We start from the raw sequence: 16,211 nt of genomic DNA on the forward strand, positions 1-16,211 counted from the left end.
CGCGTGGGGCCGCCGTGTCGAACGGATCACGCCGAACCGGACGCCGGTTGACGCGGGCGCGGTTTTAACTACTCCTACAAGTCATTGACGACAATGACCGCGCACAAGCGCGCGAGCAGGAGAGCATGACCGTGGGGAATCGCAACGCGCAGCCAAAGTCCGTTCCGTCATGGGGGCGCATGCCGCGCCTGCTCCGGCTCGCGCCGCTTATGCTGGCGGGAACGGCGCTCGGCGCACCGGGGATGGCGCAAGAGGCCGCCGCGCCTGCGGTCACCGCGACGCTCAGCGCCGACAAGCCCGGTTCCGTCATCCACCGCGACGTCTTCGGCCAGTTCGCCGAGCATCTCGGCCACGGCATTTACGGCGGCATCTGGGTCGGCAAGGGATCGCGCATTCCGAACGACGGCGGCTACCGCAGCGACGTGATCGCGGCGTTGAAGGCCGTGAACGTGCCGATGGTACGCTGGCCCGGCGGCTGCTTCGCCGACGAATATCATTGGCGCGACGGCATCGGCGCGACCAAGAGCCGACCGACCAAGGTCAACACCAACTGGGGCGGCGTCAACGAGGACAACAGCTTTGGCACGCATGAATATTTCGGGCTGATGGAGCGACTGGGCGCCAGCACCTATGTCTCGGCGAACGTCGGCAGCGCGCCGCCCGCCGAGACTGCGCAGTGGGTCGAATACATGACCGCCGCCAAGGGCACGACGGTGCTCGCCAAGGAGCGCGAGCGCAACGGTCATGCCGCGCCGTGGAAGGTCCAGTATCTCGGCATCGGCAACGAATTATGGGGCTGCGGCGGCAACATGCGCGCCGAATATGCCGCCGACCTGACCAACCGATACGCGCAGTTCGCCAAGTCGGCGAACGGCACGATGCTCAAGATCGCGAGCGGCCCGAGCGATTCGAACTATGAATGGACCGATGCGCTGATGCGTATCGCCGGCAAGAATATCGACGGGCTGGCGCTGCATTACTACACGCGGCCCCGCGACAAGAACTGGAGCGACAAGGGCGCGGCCCTGGGCTTCCCCGAGCGCGAATGGGCGACGACGATGTCACACACGCTGGAGATGGAGACCTTCATCACCAAGCATTCGGCGATCATGGACAAATACGACCCCGCCAAGCGCGTGATGCTCGCGGTCGACGAATGGGGCACGTGGTATGATCCGACGCCGGGCACCAACCCCGGTTTCCTCGAACAGCAGAATTCGCTGCGCGACGCGGTGGTCGCCGGGCTCAACATCAACATTTTCGCGCATCATGCCGACCGGGTGAAGATGGCGGCGATCGCACAGATGGTGAACGTGCTTCAGGCGATGCTGCTGACCGACGGCGCGCGGATGGTGAAGACGCCGACCTATTGGGTCTATGACCTCTACAAGCCGTGGCAGGGGGCGACCTCGCTGCCGATCACGCTGACCTCGCCCTGGTATCACAAGGACGAGGTGGCGGTGCCGGCAGTCAGCGCGTCGGCGGTGCGCGATGCGGCGGGGCAGGTGCATGTCGCATTGGTCAACCTCGACCCCAATCGCGCGATGCCGGTGACGGTGGCGATGACCGGGTTGCAGGCGACGCAGGCCGCCGGGCGGATCATCACCGGCACGGCGATGGACGCGCACAACAGCTTCGACGCGCCGGACGTGGTGACGCCGCAGCCGTTCACCGGCGCGCAGGTGGCAGGCGGGACGCTCACGCTAACGCTACCGGCGAAGTCGGTGCTGGTACTCGATCTGCGCTGAGCGGCCGATGACGTGGACGATCGTCGCGGCGCTGTTGTGCAGTGCAACCGCCACGGCCGCCAACAGGCCAGGGATCACGATCCAACTCAGACAGGATATGGCGAGATCATATGACCAAACGCCCTGATGCTCGACATTCCCGTCGCGAACTCCTGGCCAGCGCTGGCGCTGGCGCGTTGTTGGCCGGGTCCACCATCGTCGCGCCGACTACTCTCTACGCGCGCACGCCAGACGGTGCGGCGGACCGCCCGACTGCGACACTGCGCGCGTTCGACATGGCCGATGTCTCGCTGGACGGTGGTCCCTTCCTGCACGCGCAGCGCAAGACTGAGGCGTATCTGCTGCGCTTGCAGCCCGATCGGATGCTCCACAATTTCCGCGTGAACGCCGGTTTGACGCCCAAGGCGCCGGTCTATGGCGGTTGGGAATCGGAGCAGTTGTGGGCCGACATCAACTGCCACGGCCATACGCTGGGTCACTACCTGTCCGCCTGCGCGCTGGCGTGGCGTTCGACGCATGATCCGCGGTTCAAGGCGCGGATCGACTATATCGCGCGCGAGCTGGCGACGTGCCAGGCGGCCGCCAAGTCGGGTCTGGTCTGTGCGTTCCCGGATGGGCCGGCGCTGGTCGCGGCACATCTGCGCGGTGACAAAATCACCGGTGTGCCCTGGTACACTTTGCACAAAATCTATGCCGGCCTGCGCGACGCGGTGCTGTTGACCGACAGTGCCGCGTCGCGAGCGGTTCTGCTTCGGTTCGCCGACTGGGCGGTGGTGGCGACGCGGCCGTTGAGCGACGCGCAGTTCGAGACGATGCTCGCCACCGAACATGGCGGGATGAACGAGGTGTTCGCCGATCTCCACGCCATGACCGGCAACGCCGACTATCGCCAGCTCGCCGAGCGCTTCTCGCACAAGGCGATCATGGCGCCGCTGGCCGACGGCCGCGACACGTTGGACGGCATGCATGCCAACACGCAGGTGCCCAAGTTCGTTGGCTTCCAACGGGTGTGGGAGATCACTGGCAAACCAGAATATCACGCCGCGGCGGCTTTCTTCTGGAAGACCGTCGCGCTGACCCGGTCGTTCGCCACCGGCGGGCACGGCGACAACGAGCATTTCTTCCCGATGGCGAACTTCGCCGATCACGTGTTCTCCGCGAAGGGGTCGGAGACGTGCTGCCAGCACAACATGCTCAAGCTGACCCGCGCGCTGTTCCTGAACGATCCGCAGGCCGCCTATGCCGATTACTACGAACGCACGCTCTACAACGGCATCCTGGCGTCGCAGGACCCGGACAGCGGCATGGCGACCTATTTCCAAGGTGGGCGGCCGGGCTACATGAAGCTCTATCACACGCCCGAAGATTCGTTCTGGTGCTGCACCGGCACCGGCATGGAAAACCACGTCAAATATCGCGACTCGATCTACTTCCACGACGATGACTCGCTGTACGTGAACCTGTTCGTGCCTTCCTCTGTGCGCTGGAAGGACAAGGGTGCGTTGCTGACGCAGACCACGACCTTCCCCGACGCGCCGACCACGACGCTGCGCTGGACGCTGGAGCGGCCGACCCGCGCGACCCTCAAGCTGCGTCATCCGCAATGGAGCCGCACCGCGGTGGTGCTGGTCAACGGCGTCGAGGCGATGCGGTCGTCCGATCCGGGGCGATACCTCACGCTCGCTCGGACGTGGCGAACCGGGGATGCGGTGGAGTTGCGGCTGGCGATGGAGGTCGCGGCGGAAAGCGCGCCCGCGGCGCCCGATATCGTCGCGTTCACCTATGGTCCGCTGGTGCTGGCGGGCGAGCTCGGTCGCGACGGCCTTGCCCCCGTCGCCGACATCGTCGTCAACGAGCGCAAATATGGCGACTATAACGCGCAGCGTTTTGCCGTACCGACGCTGGCCGGGCGCCCCGATACGATCGCGCAGCGCATCCGCCCGAGCGGCGGTCCGTTGGACTTCACCGTCACGTCGGCGGCAAACCGGCCGGTCCGCCTGATCCCTTATCATCGCATCGCGCATGAACGCTACGCGACCTATTGGGCGATCGAGTCACCGGTCGAGGATGCCGAAGCCTGAACCGCCAAGGCGACGCGCCGTTACGCCGCAAGCGTGTCCAGTCCCGCGCGTGACGCGCGGCCGCGGTCCGCCATCGTCGGCTCGACCAGATGGCAGAGGAAGTTGCTGAGCTCGGTCCGGCGGCGCGCAATGTCGGTGACTTCGGCGTCGAGCCCCAGCTGCCAGGCGAGATCGGCGCGGTTGGGCTCGCGGTCGAGCGCGTCGACCATTGCGGCGATACGCTCGATGTCGCCCCGCGAACGCGCCAAGCCGTGGTCGAGCAGGTCGTCCGCCTCGCGGCGCAGCGCCGCCGCCACTTCGTGCAGCGACAGCTCGGGATGATATTGCACCCCCCAGAAGACGCCGCGGTCGAAGCGGATCTCGGCGGCCTGCACGGCGGTCACCGCGTTGCCGGCGAGCAGGATCGCGCCCGGCGGCAACGTCATGACTTCGTCGCTGTGCACCGCGGGCGCGTCGAACGCGGCGGGACGACCGCGGAGCAACGGATGGTCGCGGCCTGCCGTGGTCGCTACGATCCTACGCGCGAACCCCATCTCGCGCCGGTGGCCCATCGCACCGACCTTGCCGCCGGCGGCCGCGGCGGCGACCTGAAGCCCGGCGCACGACCCGAACGACGGCGTGCCGGACGCGAACACCTCTCGCATGAAGTGGATCTCGCGCGCGACCTGCGGCGTATCCTCGTACACATGCAACGGCGAACCGCTCAGGAACACCGCGTCGTAGCGTTCGATCGCGGCCCTATCCATCGGTTCGCCATCCGCATCTGCGGGCTTGACCCGGTCGCACGACGCGCCCGGCACCAGCTCGCCGAGCATGTCGATATAGGTCTCGCCCGAGCTCCGGCCGACGCTGTCGCGGCGCTTTTCGCGCGCCTCTGGGGGTTCGCTTTCTGCGACAAGTAAACGCATACGATCCGATCCGATTTTGGGAGCCGCTTGAACGTCGCGACCCCGTGCTTGGGTCCGCCTGATTTCGAAGGATGGGCTCAGGCGATCGCCATCAGGCTTGCATTGCCGCCCGCCGCGGTGGTGTTGATCGACGTCGACACTTCTTCGAGCAGCCAGTCGAGGCAATAGCCATCGCCCGTCAGCAACGCATCCACAGAGGCTGACTGCAGCGAGACGATGGCGCCGGGCCGCTCGGCAAGCATGCGCGACGCGTCCGCGATACGCTCTGCACTGCCCTCGACCAAGGCGGCGGCGATCCCGTCATGGCGGAGCGGATCCTCCGCGATCACCACGCGCGCGCGGACGGCGTCGGGCAGGTCGCGGATCGTGCCCGACACCGCGGTCGCGACCACCGCGTCATTCCCGGTCGCGAGGAGGGTGCCGAGCTGGATCCGCAGACCCGTCACCGTCTGCGCCGACAGCGCCACCCGCCCGCGCGGGCGAAACGCGTAGAGGTTGCGCTCGCCGACCGGGCCGGGAAGCGTGATCTCGTGGCCGAGCTTCGAATGCTCACCGATGTCCTGCAACGCGCGGACCGCGGCGAGATCGCGCTGCGCCTCCAGCCAGGTCAGATACGATTTCAACGCCGGGTCCTCCACGGCGGACGACGACGGCAGCTCCGGTTCCGGATTGGCGACCAGCTTGGTGAGATACAGCGGGCCACCGGCCTTGGGTCCGGTGCCGGACATGCCGCGCCCGCCGAATGGCTGCACGCCGACGACCGCGCCGATGACGTTGCGGTTGATGTAGAGATTGCCCGCCTCGATGCGCTGCGAGACCCGCGCGATGGTGTCGTCGAGCCGGGTATGCAGGCCGAAGGTCAGGCCATAGCCGGTGGCGTTGATCGCGCCGACCAGCGCGTCCATCTCGCCGCTGCGGTAGCGGACGACGTGCAGCACCGGGCCGAACACTTCGCGGTCGAGTTCGGCGATGTCGCGCAGTTCGATGATCGTCGGCGCGACGAAGGTGCCGTGCTGGGTATCCTCCCCAAGCGTGAGCCGGTCGACGGTACGGCCGGCGGCGTGCATCCCGGCGATATGCGCCTCGATGCCGTCGCGCGCTTCGGCGGTAATCACGGGGCCGATATCGACCGCGAGGCGATCGGTACGGCCGACGGCGAGCTCCTGCATCGCGCCCTTGAGCATCGCGAGCGTGCGGTCGGCGACGTCCTCCTGCAGGCACAGCAGGCGGAGCGCGGAACAGCGTTGGCCTGCGCTGTCGAATGCGGAAGCGATCACATCGGCGACAACCTGTTCGGTCAGCGCGGAGGAATCGACGATCATCGCGTTCTGCCCGCCGGTCTCGGCGATCAGCGGGATCGGCGTGCCATCGGCGGAGAGGCGGCCGGCGAGCTGCCGCTGGATCAGCCGCGCGACGTCGGTCGAGCCGGTGAAGATCACCCCCGCGGTCTCGGGCGCGCCGACCAGCGCGGCGCCGATCGCCCCTGCGCCGGTGACGAGTTGCACGACATCCTTCGGGATCCCCGCCTGGTGGAGGATGCGAACCGCTTCGGCGGCAATCAGCGGGGTTTCCTCGGCGGGCTTGGCAAGCACGGTGTTGCCCGCGACCAGCGCCGCCGCCGCCTGCCCGGTGAAGATGGCGAGCGGGAAGTTCCACGGGCTGATGCAGACCACGGGGCCGAGCGCGCGCGTCCCGGTATCCATCGTCCGCCGGGCTTCGGCGGCGTAATAGCGCAGGAAATCGACCGCCTCGCGCACTTCGGCGACGGCGTTGGCGGCGGACTTGCCGGCCTCGCGGATGATCAGCCCGAGCAGCATCGGCATGCGACCCTCGAGCAGGTCGGCGGCGCGATCGAGCACCGCGGCGCGCGTGCCGGGCGGCACCAGGCGCCACGCATCGAACGCTGCACGGGCGCGTCGCGCCGCCTCGCGCGCGCCGTCTTCGCTCATGTCGATGACATGGCCGACGATGTCGCGGCGGTCGGCGGGGTTGCGGACCGGCTGTGCGTCGCCGGGGGCGGACCCGGCGGTCCAGTCGCGCTGTGTGCTCTCGTCGAGCGCGCCGGCCAGCATCGCCAGCGTCGCCTCGTCGCTCAGATCGAGCCCGGTCGAGTTGCGTCGCGCGCCATAGATGGCGGCGGGCAGCGCGATCGCCTCATGCGGCGCGCCGGGGACGGGCATCGCCGCGACGATCGCGACCGGGTCGGCGATCAGCTCCGCGACCGGCACGGCCGGATCGGCGATGCGGTTGACGAAGGAGGAATTCGCGCCGTTCTCGAGCAGGCGCCGGACGAGATAGGCGAGCAGGGTCTCGTGCGTGCCGACCGGCGCGTAGACGCGGCACGGGCGGTCGAGCTTGTCGGCGCCGACGACCTCGTCGTAGAGCGGTTCGCCCATGCCGTGGAGGCACTGGAACTCATAGTCGCCGAACGCGAAGTCGGGCCCCGCCATCTGGTAGATCGTCGCCAGCGTCTGCGCGTTGTGCGTCGCGAATTGCGGGAACACCGCATCGCGCCCGGCGAGCAGTTTTCGCGCGCAGGCGATGTACGCGATGTCGGTGTAGATTTTCCGCGTATAGACCGGATAGTCGCTCAGTCCGTCGACCTGCGCGCGCTTGATCTCGGCATCCCAATAGGCGCCCTTGACCAGACGGACCATGATCCGGCGGCCCGTCCGGCGTGCGAGGTCGATGACGAAATCGATCACCAGCGGGCAGCGCTTGCCGTATGCCTGCACGACGAAACCGAGGCCGTCCCAGTCCTCTAGCGCCGGATCCTCTGCGAGCGACTGGAGCAGGTCGAGCGAAAGCTCGAGCCGGTCCGCCTCTTCAGCGTCGATGTTGAAGCCGATGTCATAGCCGCGCGCGAGCGCCGCGAGCGCCTGGACGCGCGGCAGCAGCTCGGTCATCACCCGTGCCGCCTGGGCGCGGGAATAGCGCGGATGCAGCGCGGACAGCTTGATCGAGATGCCGGGCCCCGCATAGGGTCCGCGGCGTGCCGCCGCCTTGCCGATCGCGTGGATCGCCTGCGTGTAATCCGCATAATAGCGATCGGCGTCCGCGGCGGTGGTCGCCGCCTCGCCGAGCATGTCGTACGAGAAGCCGAAGCCGCGGTCCTCGCGCGGTTTGGCGCGCGCGAGTGCTTCGTCGATCGTCTGGCCGGTGACGAACTGTTCGCCCATCATCCGCATCGCCAGATCGACTCCGCGGCGGATCACGGGTTCGCCGAGCCGCGCCGCCATCCGGGTGAGCGCCTTGGACAGCCCGCGATCATCGGCGCTGGCGGTCAGCTTGCCGGTGACGATCAGCCCCCAGGTCGCGGCGTTGACGAACAGCGAGCGGCCGTCGCCGAGATGCGCGGCCCAGTCGCCGCCAGCGATCTTGTCGCGGATCAGCGCATCGCGCGTCGCGGTGTCGGGGATGCGCAGCAGCGCCTCGGCGAGGCACATCAACGCGACGCCTTCCTCGCTGTTGAGCGCATATTCCTGCACCAGCGCCTGGACGCCACCGCGCGACTTTTTCGCGCGAAGCCGCTCGATCAGGCCGCGCGCGGTCTCGGCCGCCGCGCTTGTCGTCCCGGGGGGCAGGGTCGCCGCGGCGACCAGTTCCGGCACACAGACGGGCTCGGGGACCCGAGCGGCGGCGGTGATCGCGGCACGCATGTCGGTTGCGGGACGCAGCGCGGGGGCGAAGCCGGCGAAGGGCAGGGGCGATGTCATGGCAACGCGATATCACGTCGGTGCAAGTCGATCCGACCGATAATGGCGGCATGGAGTGGAATCCTGCGGTATATGCGCCGCCATGGTAGACAAAAACTCCACGAATGACGTCACTGGTAGTGAAATCGACCGGTTCGACCGTGCTATCCTGACGGTGCTCGCCGACGAGGGACGGATCACCGTCACCGAGCTTGCCGAACGGGTCGGCCTGTCGAAAACGCCGACGCAGGTTCGCCTGAAGCGCTTGATCGATACCGGCGTCATCCGCGGGTTCCGGGCGGTCATCGATCCCGAACGGCTCGGGCTCGATCACGTCGCCTTCACCGAGGTCAAGCTGTCGGACACGCGAGAGCAGGCGCTGCGCGATTTCAACGCCGCCGTCCGGCGCATTCCGGAGGTCGAGGAATGCCACATGATCGCGAGCAGCTTCGATTATCTGTTGAAAGTCCGCACCTCCGACATCCGCCGCTACCGGTTCGTGCTCGGCGAAAAGATCTCCGCGTTGCCGCACGTGGCCAGCACGTCGACCTTCGTGGCGATGGAGACGGTGCGCGACGGCACGCGATAGGGTTTGCGATGCGGGGAGCAGGTTCGCTATGCGGCGCCATGGCAAGCAAAACCGGGACGTCCGACGCATCCGACGACTATGCCCGCGGCCGCCGCGACGGCTTGCGGCTCGCGCTGGCGATCCTGGCGGCTGAGGAGGCCAAATGGGCCGCGCTTCTCGGCGAAAGCCGGTCGTGGCGGACCAACCAGATCCGCGAGGTCCGGCACAAGACGCTGCAGGTCGGGCAGCAGCGCGTCAAAACGGTGCTGAACCGGCTCACGCCGAAAGAAAACGCAGCGATAAGCGAAGAACTAACTTCGGCACTCGATGAGATCGGGCTTTGACGATGATTCGGGATCGGTGGAGAAGCGCGATATGGCGTGGGGCCGCGGGCTGCGATATCCCGCTGGCATGAAGATCGATCATCCCGCCGCTACCGATGCGCGCGTCGCGGAACGCGACGCTGTCGACGCCGCGACGTTCGCGGCCGACATCGCGCCACGCGATACACCGATCGTGCTGCGCGGGCAGGTTGCGCACTGGGCCAGCGTGCGCGCCGGGCTGGCCGGCGACCGCGCCACCGCCGCGTATCTCGCGAGCCTCGGCGACGGCGGCAAGCCGATGGAGGTGCTGATCGGCGGCCCCGAATTCGGCGGGAAATTCTTCTATCGCGGTGACAATCTGGAGGGGTTCAACTTCCACCGCGAACAGGCCCCGCTGGGCATGTTGCTGAGCGAGCTGCTGCGGCTCTCCACGGTGCCGGAACGTGAGCGGCATATCCTCTACGCGAACGCCGCCACCGCACCCGAGCATCTGCCCGGCTGGGCGGCGGCGAACCCGCTCGACCTGCCGATGGGGGATGCGACGCCGCGGCTGTGGATCGGCAACGGATCACAGACCGCGACGCATTACGACGGATCGACCAACCTGGCGTGCGTGGTTGCCGGGCAGCGCCGCTTCACGCTGTTCCCGCCCGAACAGGTCGGCAACCTGTATCTCGGCCCGCTCGACCGGACGCTGGCGGGCCCGCCGTCGAGCATGGTGGACCCGCTCGCCCCCGATCTCGACCGCTATCCGCGCTATGCCGAAGCGCTTGGCCATGCGCTGGTCGCCGATCTGGGGCCGGGCGACGCGATCTTCATCCCGGCGATCTGGTGGCACCACGTCCAGGCGTTCGGGACTCTCAACGTGTTGTGCAACTACTGGTGGGCGTTCGATCCGACCGTGTCGGCGTTCCATGCGATGGTGCACGCGATGATGGCGGTCCGCGACCGGCCCGCGGCTGAGAAAGCGGGCTGGCGCGCGTGGTTCGACCATTATGTGTTCGGTGACGAGGCGACCGCGGCGGGCGACCACTTGCCCGTGCCCGCACGCGGCGTGCTGGGACCCGCCAGCCCCGAGCGCACCGAACGCATCCGCGGCTATCTGCTGAAGTCGCTGCAGCGGCGCTGAACGTCAGTCGCCGTCCAGATAGGCGGCGACCCAGACCAGAGGCGCGTTCCAGTTGATCGCGACCTCGTTCAGCGCATAGGCGTTGATGTCGTCCGCCCAGCAGCGTTGCGGCGCGCATTTTCCCTTCAGCTTCAGCGCGATCGGATCGACCATCGCGCTGCTGTTGGGTCCGCCCGACAGCACGCCCGGCGGTGGCGGGGGCGAGGCGGCCGCCAGCTGGTGCGCCCAGAAGCGGTGATGCGGGTTGGTCAGCGGCTTCCACCCGGTGCCCGACACATAGGATTGCCCGAGCGGGTTGCGGCCGAGAACATAGTCGGCGGCGTCGACCACGCTGGCGCGGTAGCGCGCATCGCCGGTGAAGCGCTGCGCGAGGCCCAGCAGCATCGCGCGGTTGAGGATGTTGGAGTTCGACCCCCAGCCATAGCGCTGCGACGCATAGGGGATGCGGTAGCCGGTGCGCGGGGTTTCTGCGAGGAACCCGTCGGCCGCGGCGACGATCGCCGCGCGTGCGCCGTCGCGGATCATGGTCGGGACTCCGCTTGCGGTCGCAAGCGTGACCGTGCCGAGCGGCGCGACGCTGCCCCATCCAGGTTCGCCGGTCGGCCCAGTCGGCAGCAAGGCGCGATAGGCGGGCTCGCCGGTGGTCGCGAACAGTTCGGCGGCGGCCCAGGCGCGTTCGTCGTCGAGCGTGTCGTCGCCGTATCCGCCGCTGCCGGTGAAGCCCTGCGCCGCAAAGACCGCGGGGTTGCGCTGTGCGGCATCCCAGGCGGCGCGCGCGGCGGCGAGGCAGCGCGTGGCGAACGCAGGATCGATCGGCTTCCACAGCCGCGCGGCCTGCGCGGCGACCGCGGCGAGGTTGAGGGTCGCCGCGGTCGAGGGCGGGTAGAGCAGCCGCGGCTCCTTGTCGTCCGCGGGCGCGGTCGGCAGCGCGGTCCAGTGCGCGTCGGCCACCTTGTGATGCGCCATGCCGCCGGCGTCGACCGGGGTCAGCGTCAGCTTATCCGAGCGATCGTGCGGGCCGACCGGGAGCGACAGCCGCGTGCCCGCGGGGACCTGCATCCGCAGCATCCATTCGACCTCCCAGCGCGCCTCGTCGAGCAGATCGTCACGGCCGTTGCCGGCCTCGGGCAGCCGCGCCTGACCATCGGCGAACACCCGGCGGGCAAGCTTGGTCTCGTACAGATTCTGCAGCGTCCACACCGCGATGCCGGCGTTGACGACATATTTACCCTGATCACCGGCGTCGTACCAGCCGCCGGTGACGTCGAGCGTGTACGGGCAGCCGGGCCAGACATTGCCCTTTTCGTCAGCCCCCGAGAAACAGGCCGCGATTTCGTGCGGGTGGCCCGCGGCGCGCGCCCAGCGCGCTCCCGCCCAGCGCGCCTCGATCGGCGTGCCGGCGCGCTGCTGATAGAAGAAGTTGAGCGCGCTCTTCGCGAGCGGCGCATAGACGTCGCGACCGACGCGGAAGCGGCCGCTGTCCGTTCCGTCGACACGCAGGCGGTAGGTTCCTGGGCGGGTGAGCGCCGTGAAGCTGACGACATGGACATGGTCGCCCGACGCGACATCGTCGCCGCCGACGGTCGTCCGCCCCGACAATACGGTCTTGCCGACGTCGTCGACCACGACCCAGTCGAGCGGGCGCGTCGCCGCATCCGCGACGATCGCGTGCTTGGGGTCATCCGGGCGGAAACCGAGCTGGTTGAGATTGATCACCGCGGCGGCGAGGAGAAGGGGGAAGGGCATCAGGAGGAGCTTTCTGCGGCGTGATGATGGTAAGGGTAGGCCATGATGTCCGTCGTTACCCCGGACGTGATCCGCGGTCCCGCTGCTGGACCGCGGGAGCGGGAGCCCCGGGCCCGGATGACAAGGCAGGCGGGGCCAGTGACGCCGCGCACCGTTAGTTTCTGGGCAGCTTGGCGGGATCGTAATCGGGTCCGAAGTCGAGCACGAACACGGGCCCCAGTTCGACGACATGCTTGGCCGCGGCCAGATGCACGGCGACGTTGGCCGTGTCGGCGGCGAACGCCCGCGTGGTCTTGCCCGACGCGTAATAGAGTTTCCAGCTGTTGGTGATAATCACCGGGCTGCCGATCACCATTGCGTATGGTGCCGCCTTCTCGTTGGCGCCGAGGAACGGGATCGACGTGGTCTCGCCGTCCTTCAGCTGCGGTGCGCGCAGATAGACCGCGACGAGGATTGCGTCACCCGCGCCGATCGCCTTCTGGATCGGTGACTGGGCGCCGACGTCCCATGCGTTCGCGCCCTTGGCGGCCACCGTGACCCGCATCGCCTGGTTGCCCGGCACGCCCTGCGTCGTGCCGAGTTTGGACGTCTGCCCCGCGCCGTAGATCGACCAGTTCGTGCCCGGCGTATTGACCGCGCGGTCGAGCACGTTCGGCGCGGCTTTCGTCGCAGGGGCTGCGGGAGCCGGCGCCGGCGCCGGCGCGGTCTGAGCGGCGGCTATGGTGGCGTTTGCGAGCATTGCGCCCGCGATCAACAAACCCTTCATTCTTCCTCTCCTGTGTTGGCCCCCCTTGCTCTGGCGGCAAGGCGGGGCGGGGTGAATTCATGCGCGCGCAGGCGCTGCCGTCAACGCCGCAGCGATTGCGGCATGCATCGGCTTGGGCTTGAACACCGCGTCATAGGGGCACGGGCGGCGCCGCGCCTTGTCCTTCCGCGGCTCGAAACCCTCGATCCAGCTGTACCGATCGGTCATCCCCCATAGCAGCACGTCGCGCACCGCGGGATAGGCGAACATCAGGTCGAGATAGCCGCGGGTGAAATCGGCGACGCCCTGGTCGCGGACCGCGATATCCGCGGGCAGCCCGTTGTCGCGCACGTCGAGCTCGGTGATGACCAGCCCGTAGCCCATTCCCGTCACCGCATCGAGAAAGCGGCGCCAGTCGCCATTTAGCGCGGCGATCGTCGCGCGCGTATCCGTCCCCTGCGTGATCAGGTGCGACTGCACGCCGAGCGCATCGACCGGGACTCCGCGCGCCTTGAACCCCTCGAGCAGCCTTAGCACGCCGGCGCGGTGCGTGGCGTTGCCGGGTTCCCAGCTCATATAGTCGTTATAGACCAGCTGCGCGTGCGGGGCGACCGTGCGCGCAGTGCGGAACGCGAGGTCGAGGGTCGGCTCGGGGCCCCCCATCGCCCGCGACAGCGCGGTCTGGTACAGCGTTCCGTCCGCAGGGTTCACCGCCTCGTTGACGACGTCGTAGCTCCCGATCCGCGTGCCGTAGCGGCGGCAGACCGTCGTGATGTGATCGACCAGCAGCCGCGCCGCGGCGCGCGCCGGGGTTGCGCCGAAATCATGCGTCTCTTCCCAGCGCGGCATCCATTTCGGCTGGTGCCACAATAGATTGTGGCCGCGCACCGGCATCGCGTTGGCGGTCGCCCACGCCATCATCGCGTCGAACCGCGCGAAGTCGAAACGCGTCGCGCTGGGGCGGAGCGCCTGCCACTTCATCTCGTTCTCGCCGACGAGCAGCCCGCAGTCGCGCTTCAGCAGCGCTGCATAGGCCGGGTTCGCAAACGATCCGCGATCCGCACCGGGCTGGCCGAATCCGAAGCAGGAGCCCAGTCGCATGCCCTTGGTGGCCGCCAGCGCATTCAGCCCCGCGGCCGCCCCGCGTGGCGCGGTGGGTGAAGATCGGGCCAGCGATCTGGCACTGACCGAACAGCCCACGGTCGCGAGCCCGGCCAGCATTCCCAATCCGTCGCGGCGCGTAATGTCCACCAGTCATCCTCCATATTCTTATTATGATAGCGCTAACGGTATCCCAGTCCTTGCGCATGTCCACCAGAATTCGTCGCCGAACGGTGCGGGCGGGCAGTCGCTATGGAGAGGCGTCCGCGGTGACTGGCCGGAGCCCCTTTCGTTAAAGCCGGGGGCCTCGATGATGTTGATCCAGAGCAACGTCCTGCAACGCGGCGAGGGGAGGACCGTTATCGCCTCACAACCCTCGTCGATCGCTGCGCATCCGGAGCGGTCGGATCACCGCCGTCGTCGATTGCAACACTCACGGAGAACCATCCCATGACCTCGCGATCATCCCGAACACGGGTCGACCGGGCGTGACGGCTGCGCGCTGGCCAAGCCGACTCTGGATCGTGCGGCACGGCGAGAGCGCCGGGAATGTCGCGCGTGATGCCGCGAATGCGGAGGGTGCGGAGCGCATCGTACTCGACGCGCGCGACGTCGATATCGCGCTGTCCCCGCGCGGCGAAGCCCAGGCGCGGGCGCTCGGCGCATGGTTCGCAGCCAGGTCGGCGGCGGATCGGCCGGACGTGTTGCTCGCGTCGCCCTATGCGCGTGCGAAGGCGACCGCGCAGGCGTTCCGCGATGCCGGCGGCGGCGCCGATGATCAGGGGCCGGTCTGCATGGACGAACGGCTGCGCGAGAAGGAGTTCGGGATCCTCGACGGCCTGACCACCGCGGGGGTCGCAACGCTCGAGCCGCAACAGGCCGAGTTCCGCCGGCTGCTCGGCAAATTCTACCACCGCCCGCCCGGTGGCGAGAGCTGGTGCGACGTGATCTTCCGCCTCCGCTCGCTGATGGACACGGTTGCACTGCACTACGCCGGGCGCCGCGTCATGATCGTCGCGCATCAGGTCGTCGTGCTGTGCCTGCGCTACATCATCGAGAACATGACCGAGGAGGAAATCGTGGCGATCGATGCGCAAGGCGATGTCGCGAATTGCTCGATCACCGAATACCGGTTCGATCCGTCGATCGGGCGCGACGGCGGGCTAGCGCTGGTCGGCTACAATATCACGACGCCGCTCGATCAGGGCGCGGTCGCGGTGACCGCCGAACCCGAGGGCACCAAGGCGGTCGGGGCATGACCGCGCCAGTCCAGATCGACAGCAGCTGGATCGCGGCAAACCCGGCGCCGGTGCATGGCCGCGCCACCACCAAGAACAGCCGCGGTCACGTGTTGGTGATCGGCGGATCGACGATGGTACCGGGCGCGGTTCGCCTGACCGGCGAAGCCGCGCTCCGCGCCGGGGCGGGCAAGCTGCAGTTGGCGACGGTTGAGAGCGCGACCGCGATGCTGGGTCTGCTCGTGCCCGAGGCGGCGGTCATCGGCCTGCCGGTGCAGGACGACGGCGAGATCGGTCCGTGCGTGCCCGCGCTGCTGAAAGCGTCGGTCGAAAGCGCGGACGTGGTCGTGATCGGCCCGGGGATCAGCAAGCCGGAGGCGGCGGCGCCGCTGCTGCGTCTAGTGATAGCGCTCGCCACCGAGCAGACGGTACTGATCCTCGACGCTGCAGCGATTCCCTGCATCCGCGACCATGCCAAGGCCTTGGCGGGGTTCCGCGGACGCCTGATTGCGTCCCCGCATCACGGCGAGATGGCGGCGCTGACCGGCCTCGATATCGAAGCGGTCGACGCCGATCCCGATGCGATCGCCGACGACATCGCCCGGCGCTACGGCGTCATCACGGTCTTGAAGGCGAGCGATACCGTGATCGCGACGCCCGACGGTGACCAGCTTCACTACGGCGGCGGCGGGATCGGTATGGCGACGGGCGGATCGGGCGACGTGCTAGCTGGTGCGATCGCCGGAATCGCCGCGCGCGGTGCGGCACCACTGGTGGCAAGCGGCTGGGGCGTGTGGCTGCACGGCCAGGCCGGGCGCCGCGTCGCCACCGATCGCGGCCCCGTCGGCTTCCTCGCGCGCGAACTGCCCGAAGAGTTCCCGAGGCTGTTGCCGCAATAACGCCCTCTACCGGGTGTCGGCAGAGGTGAG

Annotated in this window: 12 protein-coding genes; 7 read left to right on the forward strand and 5 right to left on the reverse strand. The window is 68.3% G+C overall.

From position 1 onward, the window contains the following. Positions 1-179 precede the first annotated feature (179 nt). Positions 180-1,748 carry an alpha-N-arabinofuranosidase gene (locus U1701_RS11995; RefSeq protein WP_332782799.1) on the forward strand — a complete coding sequence of 523 codons (1,569 nt, stop codon included), beginning with the start codon at positions 180-182 and terminating at the stop codon, positions 1,746-1,748. A 110-nt stretch (positions 1,749-1,858) separates the two neighbouring features. Next, positions 1,859-3,829, forward strand: a complete 1,971-nt coding sequence (locus U1701_RS12000) for a glycoside hydrolase family 127 protein (protein ID WP_332782800.1) — start codon at positions 1,859-1,861, stop codon at positions 3,827-3,829. 20 nt (positions 3,830-3,849) lie between these two features. Here the strand turns inward: U1701_RS12000 and U1701_RS12005 are convergent, their stop codons facing one another. Next, a complete protein-coding gene (locus U1701_RS12005; protein WP_332782801.1) occupies positions 3,850-4,737 on the reverse strand; it encodes a type 1 glutamine amidotransferase in 888 nt (295 codons plus the stop codon). A 77-nt stretch (positions 4,738-4,814) separates the two neighbouring features. Next, positions 4,815-8,453 (reverse strand): trifunctional transcriptional regulator/proline dehydrogenase/L-glutamate gamma-semialdehyde dehydrogenase, encoded by a 3,639-nt coding sequence (putA, locus tag U1701_RS12010; protein ID WP_332782802.1) that lies wholly within the window; start codon positions 8,451-8,453, stop codon positions 4,815-4,817. An 82-nt stretch (positions 8,454-8,535) separates the two neighbouring features. Between putA and U1701_RS12015 the strand changes: the two genes are divergently transcribed. The 3 genes from U1701_RS12015 to U1701_RS12025 all read left to right on the forward strand — a co-directional run bounded on the left by U1701_RS12015 (position 8,536) and on the right by U1701_RS12025 (position 10,452). After that, entirely contained in the window at positions 8,536-9,021 is a 486-nt protein-coding gene (locus U1701_RS12015; protein ID WP_332782803.1) for an Lrp/AsnC family transcriptional regulator, read from the forward strand. 38 nt (positions 9,022-9,059) lie between these two features. After that, positions 9,060-9,344: a hypothetical protein gene (locus U1701_RS12020; protein ID WP_332782804.1), complete on the forward strand. Its 285-nt coding sequence runs from the start codon at positions 9,060-9,062 to the stop codon at positions 9,342-9,344. 67 nt (positions 9,345-9,411) lie between these two features. Further along, positions 9,412-10,452, forward strand: coding sequence for a cupin-like domain-containing protein (locus U1701_RS12025; RefSeq protein WP_332782805.1), 1,041 nt, complete (start codon positions 9,412-9,414; stop codon positions 10,450-10,452). 3 nt (positions 10,453-10,455) lie between these two features. Here the strand turns inward: U1701_RS12025 and U1701_RS12030 are convergent, their stop codons facing one another. The 3 genes from U1701_RS12030 to U1701_RS12040 form a co-directional block, all read right to left on the reverse strand. Next, entirely contained in the window at positions 10,456-12,198 is a 1,743-nt protein-coding gene (locus tag U1701_RS12030) for a glycoside hydrolase family 9 protein (protein ID WP_332782806.1), read from the reverse strand. A 154-nt stretch (positions 12,199-12,352) separates the two neighbouring features. Continuing rightward, positions 12,353-12,964 (reverse strand): hypothetical protein, encoded by a 612-nt coding sequence (locus U1701_RS12035; protein ID WP_332782807.1) that lies wholly within the window; start codon positions 12,962-12,964, stop codon positions 12,353-12,355. A 57-nt stretch (positions 12,965-13,021) separates the two neighbouring features. Next, positions 13,022-14,194: an endo-1,4-beta-xylanase gene (locus tag U1701_RS12040; protein WP_332782808.1), complete on the reverse strand. Its 1,173-nt coding sequence runs from the start codon at positions 14,192-14,194 to the stop codon at positions 13,022-13,024. A 338-nt stretch (positions 14,195-14,532) separates the two neighbouring features. Between U1701_RS12040 and U1701_RS12045 the strand changes: the two genes are divergently transcribed. Continuing rightward, the gene (locus U1701_RS12045; protein WP_332782809.1) at positions 14,533-15,303 is read left to right on the forward strand and encodes a histidine phosphatase family protein; all 771 of its coding nucleotides are present in this window, start codon (positions 14,533-14,535) and stop codon (positions 15,301-15,303) included. Next, entirely contained in the window at positions 15,300-16,181 is an 882-nt protein-coding gene (locus tag U1701_RS12050; RefSeq protein WP_332782810.1) for an NAD(P)H-hydrate dehydratase, read from the forward strand. The genes U1701_RS12045 and U1701_RS12050 overlap by 4 nt, the downstream gene beginning before the upstream one ends. Positions 16,182-16,211 lie beyond the last annotated feature (30 nt).

Source organism: Sphingomonas rhamnosi (assembly GCF_036663615.1).
In the GTDB taxonomy this organism is placed as follows: domain Bacteria; phylum Pseudomonadota; class Alphaproteobacteria; order Sphingomonadales; family Sphingomonadaceae; genus Sphingomonas.

Excerpts from the sequence above, each read along its gene's own strand:
- U1701_RS11995 (WP_332782799.1), top strand. The coding sequence starts at position 180 with ATGCCGCGCCTGCTCCGGCTCGCGCCGCTTATGCTGGCGGGAACGGCG.
- U1701_RS12000 (WP_332782800.1), top strand. The coding sequence starts at position 1,859 with ATGACCAAACGCCCTGATGCTCGACATTCCCGTCGCGAACTCCTGGCC.
- U1701_RS12005 (WP_332782801.1), bottom strand. The coding sequence starts at position 4,737 with ATGCGTTTACTTGTCGCAGAAAGCGAACCCCCAGAGGCGCGCGAAAAG.
- putA (WP_332782802.1), bottom strand. The coding sequence starts at position 8,453 with ATGACATCGCCCCTGCCCTTCGCCGGCTTCGCCCCCGCGCTGCGTCCC.
- U1701_RS12015 (WP_332782803.1), top strand. The coding sequence starts at position 8,536 with ATGGTAGACAAAAACTCCACGAATGACGTCACTGGTAGTGAAATCGAC.
- U1701_RS12020 (WP_332782804.1), top strand. The coding sequence starts at position 9,060 with ATGGCAAGCAAAACCGGGACGTCCGACGCATCCGACGACTATGCCCGC.
- U1701_RS12025 (WP_332782805.1), top strand. The coding sequence starts at position 9,412 with ATGAAGATCGATCATCCCGCCGCTACCGATGCGCGCGTCGCGGAACGC.
- U1701_RS12030 (WP_332782806.1), bottom strand. The coding sequence starts at position 12,198 with ATGCCCTTCCCCCTTCTCCTCGCCGCCGCGGTGATCAATCTCAACCAG.
- U1701_RS12035 (WP_332782807.1), bottom strand. The coding sequence starts at position 12,964 with ATGAAGGGTTTGTTGATCGCGGGCGCAATGCTCGCAAACGCCACCATA.
- U1701_RS12050 (WP_332782810.1), top strand. The coding sequence starts at position 15,300 with ATGACCGCGCCAGTCCAGATCGACAGCAGCTGGATCGCGGCAAACCCG.